The sequence below is a fragment of the Rhodomicrobium udaipurense JA643 genome (genome assembly GCF_000636015.1).
In the GTDB taxonomy this organism is placed as follows: Bacteria; Pseudomonadota; Alphaproteobacteria; order Rhizobiales; family Rhodomicrobiaceae; genus Rhodomicrobium; species Rhodomicrobium udaipurense.
Genome location: NZ_JFZJ01000060.1, coordinates 1 through 19,796 on the forward strand (window position 1 = coordinate 1; position 19,796 = coordinate 19,796).

Genomic DNA, 19,796 nt, shown 5'->3' on the forward strand with positions numbered 1-19,796 from the left:
CCCGCTTCGCGACTATATTGCGGGCACGGTGCCACGCGCGCCAACATTCGCGTTCTAAAGGTTTTTTCATGGACGGGCTTGAGCTGAGGCGCAAGCGCGCGGTTTATCGCGCGCTTCATCGCGGCACGAAGGAACTGGATCTCATTCTCGGGCGCTATGCGGAGGCGCGTGTGCCGCTCATGGAGGAGGTGCAGCTTGCGTCCTTCGAAACGGTGCTCGCCGCGCAAGACCCGGATGTGGACCTCTGGATCAGGAAGGGCGACGCGCCGGGCGAACTCTCGGCCATTGTCGCCGAGATCCGCGACTTCTACAGGCTCTGACGCTTCGAGCATCATCCGCAAAATGCGATGAAGATGATGCTCAACCAAAAAGCATGATCCGCAAAAAGCGGTGCTCAAACAACACGCTCCAAAGCTCCAACGCGGCGGCCCGAGGCCGCACCCGACATGGCAGGCGAAATCGATACATTGGACAAGAAGGCGGCTGGAAAGCCCACGGCGCTCGACCGGCTTGCAGGCGGCGACGGCGCGATCCGCGCCTCGGGCGTGCCCGAAGGCTACGACGCGTTCCTGATCGCGGCCATCGCGCGCCGCTTGCCGGCCGACACGGCTTTCCAGCAGGCGGTGCTGCACGTCGCGCGAGACGACCAGCGCCTCGCCGAGCTCAAGAGCCAGCTTGAATTCTTCGCACCCGGCGCGGACGTGCTCTCATTTCCGGCGTGGGACTGCGTGCCCTACGACCGCGTTTCGCCCGACAGCGACATCGAGGCCCGCCGCATCGCGACGCTGGCGCGTCTCGCCCACGCAAAGGGCGGCAAGCCAGCGATCATCGTGCTGACCACGGTCAACGCCGCGCTTCAGCGCGTGCCGCCGCTCGCCGCGATGAAAAAATCGGCCGCACGGCTTGCGGCGGGTGGGCGCGTCTCAATGGAGCAGGTGATTGCGCGCCTCGAAGGCTCGGGCTTCATGCGCACCGGCACCGTGATGGAGCCCGGCGAATACGCCGTCCGCGGCGGCATCCTCGACCTCTACGTGCCGGGGCACGCGCGGCCCGCGCGCCTCGACTTCTTCGGCGACACGCTGGAGACGATCCGCACCTTCGATCCCGTCACGCAACGCACGCAGGCCACGCGCGATGGCGTCACGCTGCTGCCGATCAGCGAAATTCCGTCGGGCGATGCCGCGGTGAAGATGTTCCGCCAGCGCTATGTGGAGCTGTTCGGGCCGAGCAAGGGCGACGACGCGCTTTACGAGGCCGTCTCGGCCGGCACGCGCTATCCCGGCGTTGAGCACTGGCTGCCGCTGTTCTACGACGGCATGGACTCGCTGTTCGACTATCTGCCGAACGCGGTCGTGACGCTCGATCATCTGGCCGATGACGCCGCTGCGCGCCGCCTCGAAACCATCGCCGACCATTATGACGCGCGCCGCGAGGGGCTGGAGCAGCGCTCGTTTGGCGCGCCGCCTTACAAGCCGCTGAAGCCGGAGGCGCTCTATCTCGCGGCGGAGGAGTGGGACGAGAAGCTCGGTGAGCGCAAGGTGCGCCGCTTCGAGCCCTTCCCGCAGCCGGATGCGAAGGCCGTCGTGCAGATCGACTTCAAGGGCAAGCAAGGGCGCAGCTTCGCGCTCGAACGCTCCGAGTCCTCCGACAAGCTCATCCCCGCCGTCGCAGAGCATATCCGCGTCATGCAAAGCCTCGGCAAGCGCGCCGTCATCGCCTGCTGGACGAATGGCGCGCGCGAACGCCTCGGCAACATGCTCTCGACGCACATTTCGCGCATCGAGAAGGTGGCGAACATCGCGGAGGTGCGGAAAGCAGACAAGAGCGCAGTCAGCTTCGCACTGCTCGGCATCGAGTCGGGCTACGAGACGCCGGACCTCGCTATCATCGCCGAACAGGATATCCTCGGCGACCGCCTCATTCGCCGTCGCAAGGCCAAGAAAGCGAGCGATGTGCTGGTCGAGGCGTCGAGCCTCACGCCGGGCGACCTTATGGTGCACGCCGACCACGGCATCGGGCGGTTCATCGGGCTGAAGACCATCGACGCGGCGGGCGCGCCGCATGACTGCGTGGAACTCGAATATGCGGGCGGCGACAAGCTTTTCCTGCCTATCGAGAATATGGAACTGCTCACCCGCTACGGCTCGGACGAGGGCACGGCCCAGCTCGACAAGCTCGGCGGCGCATCGTGGCAGGGCCGGAAAGCGCGGCTCAAGAAGCGCATCCGCGCGATGGCGGAAGAACTCATCAAGGTGGCGGCGCTGCGCGAGATGAAGCCCGCGCCCGTGCTTCAGGTTTCGGACGGCGCCTATAATGAGTTCGTCACGCGCTTTCCCTACGAGGAAACCGACGATCAGCTTGCCAGCATCGAGGCGGTGGCGGACGATCTCGCCAAGGGCCGCCCGATGGATCGGCTCGTGTGCGGCGACGTCGGCTTCGGCAAGACCGAAGTGGCGCTCCGCGCGGCCTTCATCGCGGTGATGGAAGGCAAGCAGGTGGCCGTCGTGGTGCCGACGACGCTGCTCGCGCGCCAGCATTATCAGACTTTCGTCAATCGTTTCCAAGGCTTCCCGGTCAAGGTCGCGCAGGCCTCGCGGCTCGTCACGCCGAAGGAGATGACGCTGACGCGCGAAGGGCTGAAGGCGGGCCAAGTTGACATCGTGGTCGGCACGCATGCGCTGCTCGCGAAATCGATCGGCTTCAAGGATCTCGGTCTCCTGATCGTCGACGAGGAGCAGCATTTCGGCGTGGCGCACAAGGAGCGGCTGAAGAACCTGCGCGAGGAAGTGCACGTGCTGACGCTCACCGCGACGCCGATCCCGCGCACGCTGCAACTTGCGCTGACGGGCGTGCGCGAGATGTCGGTGATCGCGACGCCTCCGGTGGATCGGCTCGCGGTGCGCACCTTCATCACGCCGTTCGATCCCGTAACGCTGCGTGAGGCGCTGCTTCGCGAGCGCTATCGCGGCGGCCAGAGCTTCTATGTCGTGCCGCGCATTTCCGATCTCGACGAGGTGGCCACGTTCCTGCGCGAACAGGTGCCGGAAATTCGCTTCATGCAGGCGCACGGGCAGATGGCCCCGACGCAGCTTGAAGACATCATGTCGGCCTTCTACGACAAGGAGTTCGACGTGCTGCTGTCCACTACCATCGTGGAATCGGGTCTCGACATCCCGAACGCGAACACGCTGATCGTGCATCGCGCCGACATGTTCGGCCTCGCCCAGCTTTACCAGCTTCGCGGGCGCGTCGGCCGCTCCAAGACACGCGCTTATGCCATGTTCACCATTCCGCCGAACGGCAAGATCACGCCGCAGGCCGAGAAGCGGCTCAAGGTGCTACATTCGCTCGACAGCCTTGGCGCGGGCTTTACGCTGGCGAGCCACGACCTCGACCTGCGCGGCGCGGGCAACCTGCTCGGCGATGAGCAGTCCGGCCACATCAAGGAAGTCGGCTACGAGCTTTACCAGTCGATGCTGGAAGAGGCGGTCGCCGCGCTGAAGGCGAATGGCGGCGAGGAGCGCGAGGAAGAGGAGCAATGGTCGCCGACGATCAATGTCGGTCTGCCGGTGCTGATTCCCGAAGTGTACGTGCCCGACCTCCAGGTGCGGCTCGGCCTTTATCGCCGCCTCTCGGGCCTGCATGAGAGCGCCGATCTCGAAAATTTTGCCGCCGAGCTTGCGGACCGTTTCGGCCCGCCGCCGGACGAAGTGAAGCACCTTCTCACCGTGGTGCAGATCAAGAATTACTGCCGCAAGGCGGGCATCGCGCAGGTGGACGCCGGGCCGAAGGGCGCGGTGATCACCTTCCGCAACAAGAAATTCGCCAACCCGCAGGGGCTTGTGAAATTCATGTACGAGCACGGCGTGCAGGTGAAGCTCCAGATCGATCAGAAGCTCGTCTACAAGGAAGAATGGGACGACGGCGTGGAGCGGCTACGCGGCGCGCGCGCGCTTGTGCGGGAGCTTGCGGCCATCGCGAAGGGCGAGGCGGAAAGCACATCGGGCACGGCGGGCGAGGGCAAAGCCATCCACGAGATGCGCCTCGCCCTGCCGAAAAAGCCCGCGACGCCGCCGACGCCTCCGAAGCATCAGCAAAGGCCCGGCGCGGGCGCGGCGCAGTTCCGACACGCGGCGGCCGGGAAGGGCGCGCAGCCGAAGCCGCCGTCGAAAGGCGGAAAACAGCGCTACACTTAGGGCTCGTCCGATCCGATTCGCGGGGGCGCGGATGTGGACAAACGAGAACCGAGCGTCATGCAACCGCAGCCAGTTTGGCCATCCGGCGACCTGACCGATACGGAATGGGCGCTCATCGAGCCGCTGATCCCGCTGGCAAAAGCGGTCAATGGCCTATGTCCGTTCGACGGGCTGCCAATGGCGGGTTCATCCCACAGACCTGCCACCGCAGCACGGTGCATGGCTATCTCGACCTTTGGAACCTGATGGAACGCTCGAACGCATCCACCACGCCTTGTATGTGAATGCCTCGAAAAGGCAGGGCGAAGCCAGCCCAACGGTGGCCATCATCGACAGCCGGAGCGTGAAGGCGCTGAAAAAGGGGGTGCTGCATCGACCCTAGCGGGTAGCAAGAAGCGTCGCGTCCTTGTCGATACGCGAAGCTTGCCGATGCACGCTGTTATCCACGCCGCCGACATGCAGGACCGCGACGGCGGCCGAAAGGCATGACGGGCCTGTTCGGTCTCTATCCTTCCTTCTCAAACTTAATGCCGACGGCGGCTATCAGGAGCAAAAGGCCGCGCTTCAGCCATCGATTTTGCCGTCACTCATGAGTTTAGAATCCCACGATTGAAGCCTGCGTTTCGTGAACGCAGACTTTAACGAAAGCAAAAAGGTAGCACTGCGTAAGTGGTCGGGTATTCGGAAAATGGTGCCCAGGGCCGGAATCGAACCAGCGACACGCGGATTTTCAATCCGCTGCTCTACCGACTGAGCTACCTGGGCATGCGCTTTCGCGCGTCGGAGACGGCCTTATACGGGGTTTGCGTAGCGATGTCGAGAGGGTGCGACGCCCAAAAATCGAACTTTTCGCGTGCGCTGGCCGCGCCTTCCACCCTCTTCATCGCTGACGCGGACAGCCTATGTTAGAATGCCACAGAGGTTATCGCCATGCTCCAACGCCCCGACAGCCAATTACCTGACGCCGAAACGGAAATCGAAGCGGCGCACCCCGGCCTGTTCGCGCCGACCCGCGAGCGGCTAGCGCTCATCGCCGCATGCGTGCTCGCCGTCGCCGCTGCCGTCCTCGCCTCCACCGGCGCAAGCCGCGCGGCCGACACCTCGGCGGAGTTCGCGCTCCTCATCGGCGCCATGGCGATCTTCAAGACGGTGATTCTGATCGCGGCGGGCGCAATCCTCTGGTGGAGGCTCGGCGCGCCCATCCCGCCCACGCTCACTGCGGGCTACGTGCTCGCGGCGGCGGCTTCGGTAGCGGGCGCAACGCTCGTCTGGAACATGGCGCATCTCGGCGCGGCACCGTTCCTTTTCGATGGCGGCCTGCTCGTTTTTCTGCTTCTGGTTTTGCGCGACAATGGCGGCCCGTGGACGGCCGCATTCCGGTCGCGCGGCCGCGCCTGACTCTTTCAAAGATGATCCCATGCTGAAAGTTCGCATCATTCCCTGCCTCGACGTGAAGGACGGCCGCGTCGTCAAAGGCGTCAACTTCGTCGATCTGCGCGATGCGGGCGACCCCGTCGAGGCCGCCGCCGCCTATGACGAAGCGGGCGCGGACGAGCTTTGCTTCCTCGACATCACCGCGAGCCACGAGAAGCGCGGCACCATCCTCGACGTGGTGGCGCGCACGGCCGAGCGGTGCTTCATGCCGCTGACGGTCGGCGGAGGCGTGCGCACGCTCGACGATGTGCGCACACTGCTCCGCGCGGGCGCGGACAAGGTGTCGATCAACACGGCGGCTGTGACGAACCGCGCGTTCGTCGGCGAGGCGGCGGAGAAGTTCGGCAATCAGTGCATCGTCGTCGCCATCGATGCGAAACGCGTCGAGGACGAAGGCGACGGGCGCGGCGCGCACTGGGAAATCTTCACGCATGGTGGGCGCAACCGCACCGGCATCGACGCTATCGGTTTTGCGAAAGACGTTGTGGCGCTCGGCGCGGGCGAAATCCTGCTGACCTCGATGGACCGCGACGGCACGCGCAGCGGGTTCGACCTGGCCCTCACGCGCGCGATTTCGGACGCGGTGCAGGTGCCGGTGATCGCTTCGGGCGGCGTCGGCAACCTCGACCACCTCGTGGACGGCATCCGCGACGGCGGCGCGACGGCGGTGCTTGCAGCGTCGATCTTCCACTTCGGCGACTACACCATCGGCGAAGCCAAGCGCTACATGGCGGCGGCGGGACTGCCCGTGCGGCTCGACGCGGCGGCTTGATGAAGCGGCGCCGAGATCTGCGCATTCAATAAGGCAGCGCCCACGCCCCGACGCCCGCGCCGATTGCTCCAAGCATCAACGTCGTCGCGAGCGCCTGCCGCACCCGCGACCCCGTGTAAAGCCCGCAGATGCGCCACGCCAGCGCCACGGACCACGTTGCCGCCAGCGCCATGATGATGTTTTCCACCGTCGAGACGAAGGTCAGGCGGATGCCGTCCGCCTTCAGGATCGAAGCGGTCGTTGCGAACAGGCCGAGAAACACGATGCTGCCCGCGATGGGGATCAGCGCCTGCGCGAGGTGATGTGTCCGCTGCCGCCAGATTGTTCCCATTGTCGCGCCGTCGAAGGGCCGCGCGAGCAGCCGCCCCGCCGCCGCCAGAAACAGCATGATCGCCCCGCCGAAGACGAGCGACACAATGGCGAGATAGGTGAGCAGCATTGCGCCATCGAGCGGCGACATCACGTCGTTGAGGTCGGGATAGTTCGTCAGCACCCACCACGGAGCGTGTCCCGTGATCGGCCACATGATGCCGTTTTCCACGAGCCATTCGGCCGCAACTTGTTTGCCAGCGATGTAATAGGCGCTCGATGCCCAGTGGAACGCGCCCGCCGCAACACCGAGCAGGCCGAACACGATAAGCCAGGTTTCCCATGGCTTGGTCTGAAAGCCCGCAACGTGCACGATCTCGGAGCCGGGCGTGCGCCGCGACAGCGCGACCGAATCGCGGAAACCGGCGCAGCGCCCGCACATATGGCACGTGCTCGCGCCCTTCATCGTGCGGATCGGCACCATGGGCGCGCAGTTGAGCCGGACGGCGGGCTTGGGTGAGGCGTCCCACGCGTCGCGGTCGACGCGATAATGAAGCGGCGAGAGCTTCGACAGAAGGCCGAACACGCCGTGCACCGGGCAGAGATATTTGCACCAGACGCGCTTGTTGCGGCCGTACATGTAGCCGATGCCGATGGCCGCCACGGTCGAGCCGCCGAGGATGAGGAGCGCCGGCTTCGGATATTGGTAGACGCTGAGCATCTGGCCGTAGACCGTCGTCAGCACGAAGGCCACGAACGGCCACATCTTCCACTTGACCCAACCGGGGGCCGAGCGACCACGCCCGTTGCGGCTCGCAGTCTCCGAAAGCGCGCCTTCCGGGCAGAGCACGCCGCACCACAGGCGACCGACCAGGACCATGCTGACGAGCACGAAGGGCCACCAGATGCCCCAGAACACGAACTGCGCGAAGAGTGTGAGGTTTGTCCAGATATGCGCCGTGCGGGCAGGCGGCGGCAGGAAGGCGGGCACGACGACAAGAAAGACGTAGATGCCGACAATGCCCCACTGAACCGCCATGACGGCGCGCTGGTTTCGCGCAAGCCATTCGCCCGCCGCCGCGATCCAGCGGTCAACGCGCGCCATCTGCGGGGCTTCGTAGGCCTGAGGCGGAACCGGGTCGGGAAGATGCGAATTCAGGTCTGGCAAATGGCCGCCATCATGCGGGCCGTTTTCTATCGGGGCTCGGTTCAGCATATGGGTGGAAAATGTCACGTCGATTGCTTCGAGTGGCGATCATATCACAAAAAAAGGCGCGGTGTCGCAGGATGCTCCCGATCCTTAAACACCGCGCCGAGGCCGTCAGCTACACCTCAAATCGTGTCATCGCGGCGGCATTCACTTGGCGACGAGCACCGTTGGCGGAGCGTCAGGCTGAAACTCATCGAAGAACTTGTATTCGCCCGGATCGAGGCGCCGAATGATCATCTTGCCGGTGCCCCCCGCCGGGATCACTTCCTCCTTGCGGAGTTCATAGCTCTCAAACTCGGCTGGGACGGTGCCCACATTCTTAATAATGATCTTGAAGCGGGTATTCGCCGGAACTTCGAGCCGCGGCGGCGTGATGACACCGTCTTTCATCTCGATTTCGAATACGGGCTCATCCGCGAGAGCGAGTTGCGGCGCGCCTGCCAGACAAAGCGCCGCGAAAGCGACTTTGATCCGATGCTTCATGACATTGCTTCCTTCCTTGCCCCACGGAAGCGCCGCGAAAGCGTCCGCGCTCAGATTACCTGAATGCGGGCGCTTCCTGTTCGGCAATCAGCGTGTGAACCGCTATGATTAATAAGCGCCCTTCTTGCCGGTGCCCGCGAAGGTGAACTCGTATTCGACCGTGAAAGGAGCGAACCACGGGCCGACGCCAGTTTCCTTGTCGACGTGACGACCGAAATGCGAGTGCTTATCGGAGCTTGGCGGGGCAACATCGAGCTTCAGCTTGTACTTGCCAGGGCCAGCAAGCTTGACGTTATCCCCGTAATGCGGGCCGTCGTTGGCGACCATCGGCATCATGTCGCCGGAGATGACCTTCTTGTTCTCGAGGTTTGTGAGTTCGTACTTGATATTGAGCGCGGGAACCCAGTCGCCCTCTGCAAAGCCGTTGTCGTTGCCTTTTGCGGCCTTGATGTCGGCTTCAAGGTGAACATCGGAGTCCTTCGCGTCACGCATCATGCCGGGCGGGTCCATCTCGACGGGCTGAAGATAGACAGCCGCCACTTCGAGTCCACCTTTTTCCTGAGCTTCGCCGATAGGATACTCCTTGGCGAAAGCTTGCGAAGTCATGACGCAAGCGGACAGCGTCGCAGCTCCAACTAGTCTGATAAACATCTCTATTTTCCCCGTTCATGCGCTTCTGTTGGCTGATTTGCTCAGAACTCGCGATGCATTGATCGTATGTTTTCTTATGGCATACCCCAGCCACACCTTTTTTGGTACGTCGAGAGCATCCCGAAATCAATATCTATCTTTTTAAATTATAACAGTTCCAGATTAGCATTTGCCAAGTACACCAGCGCGGGAACGTTTTGGAGCGATAACAGAGCGTGGGGGGCCTTGGTAGCCCCGCCCGCAGCCACCGGTCGCGATTACCGGACACGAGATCGCACGACGCATTGTCCTTATAGGCGGTGATGTCCGCTTCGATGTGAAGTCGGATTCCTTGGGATCGCGCATCAACTCCAGAGCGTCGGTCTCAACGGGTTGAAGATAAGCGGCACCTACGCGAAGGCCGTTCTTTTCTTGAGCTTCGCCAATCGGAATTTCTTTCGACGAAGCTGCGAAAATAATAAAGCACGCCGAAATCGCGGCGATGCCGGCTTTTCATCCGAACTTCTCCTTGAATTCTGTCCAGCTTTGATACGGTAAACCTCGCGTTGGTTTGCGAACTTACCCAGCTGGAGGAAAGCAAACTTGGGGATATCAACCAATTACTCACCGATTAATGCAAACGCAAGGCCCCATCTTTTCGATTTAGACCAATTCCAAAGGTGTGCTTTTTGGCAACGCTTATAATCAAGAACATTTCTAAACTTCGATATTCCAAGTCTAGGCGGTTGACCGGAACCGGAAGCCTCGATATTCGAATCTATCAGGCTTGATTTTCGGTGCATCGGATCTTCCGCAGTTCTTCATAGGCGCTTTGGTGAGACGGCGCGCGGAAGCTCATCGATTGCAAATTGGCTGCAATCCGCAACCTTGAATCGAGCGATTGGAAGAAGAGGCCGGGCTTGGCTTCGATTTGGGCAAATGTGACCTTTGGGGGGCACACGAATGACAACAATGACGATGCGCACGGCGTGCAGCGCCGCCGCGATCTTGGCGCTCGGTTTCGGGGCGAATGCCGCGCTCGCGGACGAGAATGACGGACTTCCGGAAGCATCCATTGCGACCAGCCTTAACGGCGGTCCAGATGCAAGCGCCCGCGCCGCGCTCGCCGCGAAAGGCATCACCTACGGCATCAATTATATCGGTGAGACGTTCACTAACTCGGGCGGCGCGAAGGACGGCTCGATCTATCAGGGTCGCCTCGAAGTCTTCGTCGATGCCGACCTTGAAAAGCTCGCAGGCCTCAAGGGCCTGACGTTCCACGCCAACGGCTACCAGATCCACGGCAAGGGACTAAGCGACAACCTCGGCGGCCCGCTCATGGCCATCAGCTCCATCGAAGCGGAAGCTTCGACGCGCCTTTTTGAACTCTGGCTCGAACAGAAGTTCGGCGAGCGCGTTTCGGTTCGCGCCGGTCAGCTTGCTGTCGACAGCGAATTCTTCACCACCGAAACCGGCGGCGCCTTCATCAACAGCACCTTCGGCTGGGCTGGCATCTGGGCGGCGGACGTTCCGCAGGGCGGCAACGCCTACCCGCTGGCAACGCCCGGCGCGCGCGTACAGGTCGACCTGACGGACGCGCTGACGTTCCGCGCGGCGATCTACAACGGCAGCCCCGCGAACCCGAATTGTGAAGACCCGCAGGCGTGCAACGATCACGGCACCGACTTCCGCACGCAGGACGATCCGTTCCTGGTTCAGGAAATCGAGTACAAGTATAATCAGGCTGCCAAGGGCGGCGCGAAGGACGGCGGCTATAAGGGCTACAAGGACTTTGCTCCGGCGCCCTCAGGCATCACGAGCCTTCCCGGCACGATCAAGTTCGGTTCGTGGCAGCACACGCAGGAATTCGAGGCCGTCAACGGCTCCGGGAAGCTGTTTGATGCGAACTACGGCTTCTACGGATCGATCGATCAGCAGATCTACGCGCTGCCGACCGACCCGACGAAGGGCATCAACGTATTCGCCCGCATCGCCGGCGCGCCGACGGACCGTAATGCCATCGACTTCTACTATGACGGCGGCGTGGTCTTCTCGGGTTTCATCCCGAGCCGTCCGGACGACAGCTTCGGCGCTGGCTTCGCTTATGCGCAGATCTCGGAAGACGCTTTGGCTGCTAACGAGTTCGATAGAAAGTACGAATCCATGGCCGAGGTCTTCTACAAGGCTCAGATCGTGCCCGGCCTGACCATTCAGCCGGACCTCCAGTATATGTGGAACCCCGCCGCGAGTTCGGATAACGACAACGCGATCTACGGCGGCGTGCGGATCTCCGTCGCTTACTAAAACTCTGGCGCGCCTTGCGGAGACTCCGGTTTGCGCGGAGCCATCCGCAAGCTGATCCGACAAGAGTTGCAAAAAATAATGGCCGGGGGAGACCCCGGCCATAAGCATGTCATCGGCGTCGCTAATCGCGTCAGCCGTGGGCCTTCTCGAACAATTCCTCGACATATTCCCAATTGACGAGGTTATCGACGAACGCTTCCAGATATTTCGGCCGCGCATTGCGATAGTCGATGTAGTAGGAGTGCTCCCACACGTCGACGCCCAGGAGCGGCACGCCGCCATGTACGAGCGGGTTTTCGCCGTTCGGCGTCTTGGTGACTTCGAGTTTGCCATCCTTCAACGTGAGCCACGCCCAGCCGGAGCCGAACTGCGTCTTGCCCGCCTCGATGAACGCCTCGCGGAACTTGTCGTAGCCGCCGAGATCGCTGTCGATCTTCGCCGCGAGCTTGCCGGGCAGCGACTTGCCGCCGCCGTTCGGCTTCATCCACTTCCAGAAATGCAGATGGTTGTAGTGCTGGCCAGCGTTGTTGAACAGCGGCTGGTTCTTGCCGTACGCCGCCTTGACGATGTCCTCAAGGCCCTTGTCTTCGAGTCCGGACCCCTTGAGCAGGTTGTTGCCCGTGTCGACGTACGCCTGATGGTGCTTATCGTGATGGTATTGCAGCGTTTCCGCCGACATGTAGGGCTGCAAAGCCTCATACGCGTAAGGGAGGGCTGGAAGTTCGAATGCCACGTGATTCTCCTTTTTGAGCCTGCTTTTGATCTTGCTCAAAAACTAGGTTCGCGAGGGAAAGTTCACAAGCGCCAGCGGACGAGCTTCAGGTAAAAAGAAAGAGAGGTATGCAGCCCCTGAACTGCATACCTCCCGAAGTGGGCCGAGGAAAGGTTCGCGATGGTTAACCGTCAGGGATCGGATAACCGTGACATTGAGCTTTTTCACCTGAACGGCGCATGAATGCCTCGTTCAGTTTCATTAACCGTTGGCGAGGGACGGAGAACGGTCGGCGCTATGCGCGCACGAGCTCACCGCGCCGCAAGGACTCCCGCCAACTGGCCTAGCGAGCTTTGTTCAGATCAGCGCGAGCTCGGCGAGAGCGGCGCGCATCTCGGGCGGCATCGCGCCTTCTTCGACGGTCGCTCCGGCGATCAGGTCGCGCGGGGCTTCGCTCGCGGGGAGATAGCGCCAGCCCTGAAATGCGCGGCGCGGCACCGGCTCCGTCGGCACGAGTTGCGGGTCGAGTTCGAAGCCGCAGCGCATGATACCGTCCGCGCCGCGAATTTCATGCAACGCCACGATGCGCTGGCGGACGCGGACAAATCCCCCCATCACCCAATAGAGCGATGAACCCTCGCCGAAGCCGTCGCGGCGCGGCGTCTGGCGCGTCGTATGGATGAGCGCATGCCCCGCCGCGATGCGCTGCTTTTGCCAGTCGGCGAGCGCTTCGACGCTGTCGCAGCCGACGCAGAGTTTCAGTATGTGAATTGAGGGTGAGGATAGGGTCAGCATGGGCGGCTCGATGCCACGCAATTGCGGCGCGTGCAAGCCGCTCGGGCGTTTTCCCGATACTCGCCGGAACAAGGATGTGGTCGGGCGCAATAAACCGCCGCTTTCATGGGCGACACGAGACCGGCGCAAGCTTCCCGCTCCATAGTGCCCGCGCGTTCGTATTCGCGAGGAGCAATGATCGAGGTTTGCGTACTGGAGCGATGCTTTTTATGCGGGTTCGACAGGAGGTTCGGTCCGAACGCCTATCGAGCGCGCCATTGCAAAAGCTGGGACGTTGTTATCTGCAACGTATGCCGAAGCTCGAATTCCGGTGGCATCGTTCCGACAACCGCGCTTCTGAAAAGCCTTGCAACCCTTGGCATCGAGCCGAAGCACAACGCCAAGGGTTGGATCGATATTCCCGATTAAACGAAGACCCTGCCGGGCTTACGCAAGCCCATCGAACAGCGCCGTCGACAGATAGCGCTCGGCGAAGCTCGGCACGATGATGACGATGTTCTTGCCGGCGTTTTCGGGCCGCGAGCCGACTTCGATCGCCGCTGCGATGGCCGCGCCGGAGGATATGCCGACCGGGATGCCTTCCAGCCGCGCCACGTGACGCGCCGTCTCCAGCGCCGTCGCGCTGTTGACCTTCACGATCTCGTCGATCACATCGCGATCCAGCACGCCCGGCACAAAGCCCGCACCGATACCCTGAATCTTGTGCGGGCCGGGATTGCCACCCGACAGCACCGGGGACTCCTCCGGCTCCACCGCGATGATCTTCAGGCTCGGCTTGCGCGGCTTCAACACCTGGCCAACGCCCGTGATGGTGCCGCCCGTCCCGATGCCGGAAACGACGATGTCCACCTTGTGCTCGGTGTCGTTCCAGATTTCCTCGGCGGTCGTCCGGCGATGGATTTCCGGATTGGCCGGGTTCTCGAACTGCTGCGGAACGACGGCGTTCGGATATTCCGCGAGAAGCTCGTTCGCCTTCGCGACCGCGCCCTTCATGCCCTGCGCGCCAGGCGTGAGCACGAGTTCCGCGCCAAGCAGGGCCAGCATCTTGCGGCGCTCGATGGACATCGTTTCCGGCATGACGAGGATAAGCTTGTAGCCACGCGCAGCGGCGACGAAAGCGAGCGCGATGCCCGTGTTACCGGAAGTCGGCTCGATCAGCGTGCTTTTGCCCGGCTCGATCTTGCCCTGCTTTTCAAGCGCGTCGATCAGCGATACGCCGATACGGTCCTTCACGCTGGCGATTGGGTTGAAGAATTCGAGCTTCGCGAGAAGGTTCGCCTTGACGCCCTTTTCCTTCGCGAGCTTGTCGAGGCGGACAATGGGCGTGTCGCCGATGGTCTCGGTTATGGACCCGTAGATGCGCCCCCGTCCTGGTGCGTGATTCTTCTCAGCCATGACACTCTCCCGGTTTCGATGTGACGCCGCCATGCGCGCGCCGGACTCCGACAAAACTCAGTGAACCATAACGCTCCGTCGCGCGCATGGGCACAATGCCGAGCCTTACGCATTCGTGAGCGCCCCTTGCGAATACTTACGCTTCCGCGCGGTTTTGACCAGATGAACATGGCTGCACTGATGAAAAAGGAATTACATCTGTGTATACGGGCTACGGTTCGATTAATTGTGTTGCGGATTGCCCTATCGACAAAACGCTGTAGCGGCTAGATCGCAAATACTAGAATTTTGTTCTCTCCGACTGCGCGCCGACCGCCGCGGCAATGCATCGCCCGCGCGGCATCGCTGATGCGATGTCACGGTCATTGTCGCGCGAGGATCGCGTCCACCGCCAGCCTTGCGCCGCTTGCGCCGTAATTGATGCCGCGCGTATCGCCCGACAGTCGCGCATCGCAATAGCTCGATGCGACATCCGGCGCACCGTGCAGCAGCAGGAGCGCCGCTTGCAGGGCCAGCGCCATGCGCTCGGCGACGTGTCGCGCGTCGGCCTCCGCGACCCCCGCGCCGATCAGACGATGCAGCGCATCGAAGCTCGTATCATACGCCGGATGGCGGCCACGCGCCGCCGCAAGCTCGGCCAGCAGCGCATCGAGCGCGAGCGGCTCTTTTTGAAGCGTGCGCAGGATGTCGAGCGCGATCACGTTGCCCGACCCCTCCCAGATCGCATTCACGGGCGCCTCGCGATAGTAACGCGCCGTCGCTGCTTCCTCGATATAGCCGCCGCCGCCGAGACACTCCATGCACTCGGCCACGAAGGGGGCGGTGCGCTTGGCGATGTAGAACTTGCCGAGCGCCACGCCCAGCCGTGCGAAGCCGCGCTCCTCCGGCGTCGTCTCGCCATAGGCGCGGGCGATGCGCATCGTGAACATCGCGGCGGCTTCATAGTCGAGCGCGAGGTCCGCGAGCACGGCGCGCATGACCGGCTGATCGATCAGCGTCTTCTGGAACGCGCGGCGATGGCGCACATGGTGCACGGCTTCGGCCAGCGCACGCCGCATGATGCCGAGCGATCCCGCCGTCGTGTCGAGCCGCGTGTGGTGCACCATGTCCATGATGGTTGCGACGCCGCGCCCGTCCTCGCCGATCATCCAGGCGAACGTGTCTTTATATTCGAACTCCGCCGACGCGTTCGACCTGTTGCCGAGCTTCTCCTTCAGCCGCATCAGGTTCATGGAGTTACGCGTGCCGTCCGGCTTGATTCGCGGCGCGAGGAAACAGGAAAGCCCGCGATCCGTATAGGCGAGCGTGAGGAACGCGTCCGACATCGGCGCTGAGCAGAACCATTTGTGCCCGGTCAGCAGATATTCCCCGCCGGGGCCGCCCACGCCCATCGGCACGGCGCGCGTGCTGTTCGAGCGCACGTCCGAGCCGCCCTGCTTTTCGGTCATGAACATGCCGATGGTGACGCCGCGCTTCTCCGCGATGGGACGCAGCGGTGCGTCGTAGACGCCATCGACGATCTTCGGCAGCCACGCATCGGCCACGTCCGGCTGTTTCCGAAGCGCTGCCACGCTGGCGTAAGTCATGCTCATGGGGCACATGGTGCCAGCCTCCGCCTGGCTCCCGATGGCGAGGGCAGCCGCGTGGGCGACATGCGCGCCGGGCCGCTTCTCGCGCCAGCCGATGGAGTGGATGCGGTGCTCCATCGCGAGCGCCATGCATTGATGATAGGCGGGATGGAAGCGCACCTCGTCGATGCGCCCGCCGAAGCGGTCGAAGGTGCGAAGCTTTGGCGGATAGCGGTTGGCGTCCTCGCCCGCCTGCAACGCCTCGTCGGAGCCTGCCGCCGCGCCGAGCGCCGAGAGCGGCCCGTCAACCCAGCCACCGCCGTGGAGACGCGCCGCTTCCTTCAGCGCAACGTCCGTCTCGTAGAGGTTCAGCCCACCGAATGCAGGCGGCATATTAGTGACGTCGTGCGTATCGAGCCGGGTTCGCGGTTCGTAATCGACCATGCGTTCCTCCCCTGACATTTTTATCAGATTGAACGCCAAGGGTTGCTTTTCGGCAAGCGCGGCGTATGCGCGGATACAGCCTGCGACATTTAAGATTGCGTTAACCCTTTTGCGCCCGTAAGAGGGAGCGGTCGGCCTAACCCGTCTGGAGCGCTACGCATGAGACGCTTCTTCACTTGGGAATATCTCGCCGTCTTCATTCCGGCTCTGGCGTTGGCCGTAGCGGCCGTCTGGTTCACGCTGCGCTACGTCAAGCCCGCGCCGCCGGATTCGTTCGTGCTGGCAGCGGCGAGCAAGGGCAGCCCCTACTACGATCTCGCGCTCCGCTTCAAGGAGGAGATCGAGAAGAAGGGCGTGAAGCTCGAAGTGCGAGAAAGCGAGGGCTCGCTCGACAATCTCCGCTTGCTCAAGGACGAGACGAGCGATGTTCAGGCCGGCATCGTGCAGGGTGGGCTGACGAACCACATCGATGCGCCGACGCTCTATTCCATGGGGCGGCTCATCACAGAACCCGTGTGGGTTTTCTATCGCGGCGACGCCTCGCTTTCGAGCATCACCGAACTCAAGGGCAAGCGCATCCTGATCGGCCCCGAGGGCAGCGGCACGGCCGCGCTCGCGAAGCGGCTTCTCGACGCGAACGGCATCACCGCTGAAAACTCGACGCTGATCGCCATGCAGCTTCCCGACTATGTCGACACCTTCGCGCAAGGCGGCGCCGATGCCGGTTTTCTGGTGCTCGGCCCCGAGGCGAGAACGGTGCAGCGCCTCCTGCATCAGGATGGCACCAAGCTTATGAACATGGCGCAGGCCGACGCGCTGATCCAGCGCTACCCCTCTCTGACGCAGGTCAAGATGCGACAGGGCGTCGTCGATTTCGCGCAGAACATTCCGCCCGCCGATACGGCGCTTGTCTCCACGAAGGCGATGCTCCTTGTCCGCGACGATCTGCATCCGGCGCTGCTCGCGATCCTCGCGCAAGCCGTGCTGAAGGTGCAAAGCCAGCCGACGCTCAAGCCCACAGGCGAATCGAAGCTGTTCGCGCTCGGCACGGAAAGCCTCACCGACGATCCCGAATTTCCGATGATCGACGACGCCACGCGCGTCTACAAATCCGGCCCGACCTTCTTTCAGCGCACCCTGCCGTTCTGGCTTGCGACGCTCATCGACCGCGCCGCGATCTTGATCCTGCCGATGATCGGCGTTGTGCTCCCGCTCGCGCGCATCGTGCCGCTTCTTTACAACTGGCGGATGAGGCAGCGCATCCTGAACTGGTATCGCGAGCTGAAGCGAATCGAGAAGAACCTCACGCACAAGAAGGCGTCCGCCTCCGCCGAATTCATCGCCCAGAAGGAGCGCGACCTCGACAAGATCGAAGAAGCCGTGTGGCGCATATCCGTGCCGACGCACCTGTCGGCGGACCTTTACACGCTGCGCGACAATGTCGAATTCGTGCGGCGGCGCATCGTGTCTCTGCGGGAGGCGGCGGCGAAAGGTACGGCGCAAGCGCCAAGCGTTGCGGCTGAGCCAGCGCGCGCCGAGGAACCCGTGCTCGAAACGGGCGCGTGAGAGCTCACCCCCAACGCTCCGCCGTCCAGAAATGGCAAACTCCGCTCGGGCGATCAGCCTGAACGGAGTTTAAGAGATGCCGCGGGCGCGAGCCGCGATCCGTGGCTTTTCAGACGCTGGACCGCGCGCCGATCAGGCTTCGCGCCACGATCCGTCAGGCTGCTGGCACGCCTTGCCGACCATCGTTTCCGGGCGACCGTCGATGTAGATCGTCTGCTCGAATTCGCGGCACTGATAGCTCTGATAAGTATATGTCCGGCGCGGCGTCACATAGCCGTAGCGACCGTTGTTCGGATTGCGCCATTCGGTGCGCTGGCCGCTGTTGAACGCGGCATACTGCGCTTCATAGGCGCGGCGGCGGTCCTCGTCGTCCATCGACTTGCCGATGCGGTTGCCGATGAAGCCGCCGATCAACGCGCCGCCGACCGTGGCCGCAACGCGCCCGCCGCCATGGCCGAACTGATTGCCGATCAGCGCGCCAGCGCCAGCGCCCATGAGCGTGCCGGATTCTTCCTTGGTGGCGCAGCCGGTCGACACGACCGCCAGCGCGAGCGAAGCGACTAAAAGTGTAAGTTTCTTCATGGTCCCCCTCGAAGCAGCCGAATCACTGCCCCGTCCCAGCCGTTAACCTTTTATAAGCGTTTACGGCTCATTCGGGCAATTTTGCGTCCATCACGCTGCCGGCAGTTTCAGGCACGCGCGAAGGCCGCCGCCATCGGCCTCTTCGAGGCTTAGCGACCCGCGATAGAGGTGGGACAAATCCGCGACGATGGAGAGGCCCAGCCCCGAGCCGGGCACGCTTTCGTCAAGGCGTCGGCCGCGCTTGACCGCGCTCTGGCGAAACGTTTCGGGCAGGCCCGGTCCGTCATCTTCGATGATGAGCCGGAAGGTGCGTTCGCCCCGCGCGACCGCTGGCTGCTCCACCCTCACCACCACACTCGACCGCGCCCATTTGCACGCGTTGTCCATGAGGTTGCCCGCCATCTCGTCGAAATCCTGTTTCTCGCCGAAGAAGCGCACGCCGCCGGGGCATTCCACTTCGAGCGTCAACGCGCGCGCCTCGTAGATTTTCTTGAGCGCGCGGGAGATCGCGGTCAGTTGCGCGCCGACATCCGTTACGCCGACAGCGGGCCGAATCTGCGCCGCGATGCGCGCCCGGTCGAGGTAGTGTGAAATCTGCTGTCGCATGATCGTGGCCTGCTGGGAAACCTTGCCCGCAAACTCTCCCTCCTGCGAGGCGGCCTCGTTCATGATGACGCTGAGCGGCGTCTTGAGCGCATGCGCAAGGTTGCCGACATGCGTTCGCGCGCGCTCGACGACGTTCTGATTCGCCTCGATGAGCGCATTCAGTTCTTCCTGAAGGGGCTGGATTTCGGCGGGAGGTGTGCCCGTGAGCTTCGTTTCCTCGCCCGCGCGGATGGCGGCGAGTTTCCGCCCCATGTCCTGCAAGGGACTAAGCCCGAACCGCACCTGAAAGAACGTCGCCAACAGCAGCCCGCCGCCAAGAAGCGCGAGCGTCAGAACGATCGTGTTGGTGAGGTAGCGCGCCTCGGCGTCGACGTCCGCCGTGTCGAACGCCACCGAGATCGAGAAAATGCGGCTTTCGTTTTCCTGACCGAAGTCGATGTCTCGTTCCAGCACGCGAAGGAGCTGCCCGTCCGGGCCTTCGGCGTAGGTCTGGCGCACCTGCCGCTCGTCGGGTTTGATGCCAAGCTCGCTCGGCGTCTTGTAGATTTCGCCGACGAGCGAGGCCGATTTGAACATCGGCTCGCTGCCCGTGTCTTGCGGGCGGATCTGCCAATACGCGCCGGACAGCGGCTTCGAAAACAGCGGCTCGCCGTCGTCGTCGGGGCGGCGGATGTCGTGCGTGCCCTGCGGAGCCGTCCGCGCGATGATGTTTTCGAGGTATTGGTTGAGGCGCGCGTCGAAGCTGGCTTCGAGGATGTTGTTGCACAGCGAGATCAGGATCGCGGCGGTG

General features: G+C 63.0%; 16 protein-coding genes, 1 tRNA gene and 1 pseudogene. 7 read left to right on the forward strand and 11 right to left on the reverse strand.

What is annotated here, in order from left to right:
• The first annotated feature begins 68 nt into the window (after positions 1-68).
• From T281_RS10060 to T281_RS19535, 3 genes and pseudogenes are all read left to right on the forward strand, one after another.
• Positions 69-320, forward strand: a complete 252-nt coding sequence (locus tag T281_RS10060) for an FAD assembly factor SdhE (protein WP_037238065.1) — start codon at positions 69-71, stop codon at positions 318-320.
• Positions 321-446: 126 nt separating this feature from the next.
• The gene (gene mfd, locus T281_RS10065; RefSeq protein ID WP_037238067.1) at positions 447-4,196 is read left to right on the forward strand and encodes a transcription-repair coupling factor; all 3,750 of its coding nucleotides are present in this window, start codon (positions 447-449) and stop codon (positions 4,194-4,196) included.
• Positions 4,197-4,227: 31 nt separating this feature from the next.
• Positions 4,228-4,743: pseudogene (locus T281_RS19535) on the forward strand (transposase); the annotation flags it as partial.
• Positions 4,744-4,885: 142 nt separating this feature from the next.
• Here T281_RS19535 and T281_RS10070 read toward each other — a convergent pair.
• Positions 4,886-4,961 (reverse strand) — tRNA-Phe (locus T281_RS10070).
• Positions 4,962-5,126: 165 nt separating this feature from the next.
• On the opposite strand from T281_RS10070, the gene T281_RS10075 reads away from it, so the two are divergent.
• Positions 5,127-5,594, forward strand: a complete 468-nt coding sequence (locus tag T281_RS10075; RefSeq protein ID WP_052037350.1) for a hypothetical protein — start codon at positions 5,127-5,129, stop codon at positions 5,592-5,594.
• Between the two features lie 19 nt (positions 5,595-5,613).
• Positions 5,614-6,402, forward strand: coding sequence for an imidazole glycerol phosphate synthase subunit HisF (gene hisF / locus T281_RS10080; RefSeq protein WP_037238084.1), 789 nt, complete (start codon positions 5,614-5,616; stop codon positions 6,400-6,402).
• 25 nt (positions 6,403-6,427) lie between these two features.
• On the opposite strand, the gene T281_RS10085 is transcribed toward hisF, so the two are convergent.
• The 4 genes from T281_RS10085 to T281_RS18265 form a co-directional block, all read right to left on the reverse strand.
• Positions 6,428-7,816: a 4Fe-4S binding protein gene (locus T281_RS10085; protein ID WP_037238086.1), complete on the reverse strand. Its 1,389-nt coding sequence runs from the start codon at positions 7,814-7,816 to the stop codon at positions 6,428-6,430.
• Positions 7,817-8,068: 252 nt separating this feature from the next.
• Entirely contained in the window at positions 8,069-8,404 is a 336-nt protein-coding gene (locus T281_RS10090) for a cupredoxin domain-containing protein (protein WP_037238088.1), read from the reverse strand.
• A 108-nt stretch (positions 8,405-8,512) separates the two neighbouring features.
• Positions 8,513-9,055, reverse strand: a complete 543-nt coding sequence (locus tag T281_RS10095; RefSeq protein ID WP_037238069.1) for an iron transporter — start codon at positions 9,053-9,055, stop codon at positions 8,513-8,515.
• Between the two features lie 162 nt (positions 9,056-9,217).
• Complete coding sequence (locus T281_RS18265; protein ID WP_338053304.1) at positions 9,218-9,538, reverse strand: iron transporter; 321 nt, start codon at positions 9,536-9,538, stop codon at positions 9,218-9,220.
• 459 nt (positions 9,539-9,997) lie between these two features.
• Between T281_RS18265 and T281_RS10100 the strand changes: the two genes are divergently transcribed.
• Positions 9,998-11,338 carry a carbohydrate porin gene (locus tag T281_RS10100; protein WP_037238071.1) on the forward strand — a complete coding sequence of 447 codons (1,341 nt, stop codon included), beginning with the start codon at positions 9,998-10,000 and terminating at the stop codon, positions 11,336-11,338.
• Between the two features lie 130 nt (positions 11,339-11,468).
• Here the strand turns inward: T281_RS10100 and T281_RS10105 are convergent, their stop codons facing one another.
• The 4 genes from T281_RS10105 to T281_RS10125 all read right to left on the reverse strand — a co-directional run bounded on the left by T281_RS10105 (position 11,469) and on the right by T281_RS10125 (position 16,252).
• Positions 11,469-12,071, reverse strand: coding sequence for a superoxide dismutase (locus tag T281_RS10105; RefSeq protein WP_013420009.1), 603 nt, complete (start codon positions 12,069-12,071; stop codon positions 11,469-11,471).
• 336 nt (positions 12,072-12,407) lie between these two features.
• A complete protein-coding gene (locus T281_RS10110) occupies positions 12,408-12,845 on the reverse strand; it encodes a DUF1489 family protein (RefSeq protein WP_037238091.1) in 438 nt (145 codons plus the stop codon).
• A 426-nt stretch (positions 12,846-13,271) separates the two neighbouring features.
• Entirely contained in the window at positions 13,272-14,240 is a 969-nt protein-coding gene (gene cysK, locus T281_RS10120; RefSeq protein WP_037238075.1) for a cysteine synthase A, read from the reverse strand.
• A 362-nt stretch (positions 14,241-14,602) separates the two neighbouring features.
• Positions 14,603-16,252 carry an acyl-CoA dehydrogenase family protein gene (locus tag T281_RS10125; RefSeq protein ID WP_037238076.1) on the reverse strand — a complete coding sequence of 550 codons (1,650 nt, stop codon included), beginning with the start codon at positions 16,250-16,252 and terminating at the stop codon, positions 14,603-14,605.
• 159 nt (positions 16,253-16,411) lie between these two features.
• Between T281_RS10125 and T281_RS10130 the strand changes: the two genes are divergently transcribed.
• A complete protein-coding gene (locus tag T281_RS10130; RefSeq protein ID WP_037238078.1) occupies positions 16,412-17,818 on the forward strand; it encodes a TAXI family TRAP transporter solute-binding subunit in 1,407 nt (468 codons plus the stop codon).
• A gap of 132 nt (positions 17,819-17,950) precedes the next feature.
• Here T281_RS10130 and T281_RS10135 read toward each other — a convergent pair whose 3' ends face one another.
• Together T281_RS10135 and T281_RS10140 are read right to left on the reverse strand one after the other, a co-directional pair.
• Positions 17,951-18,400, reverse strand: coding sequence for a glycine zipper 2TM domain-containing protein (locus tag T281_RS10135; RefSeq protein ID WP_013419962.1), 450 nt, complete (start codon positions 18,398-18,400; stop codon positions 17,951-17,953).
• A 90-nt stretch (positions 18,401-18,490) separates the two neighbouring features.
• A partial coding sequence (locus T281_RS10140; RefSeq protein WP_037238080.1) for an ATP-binding protein occupies positions 18,491-19,796 on the reverse strand: 1,306 nt, incomplete at its 5' end.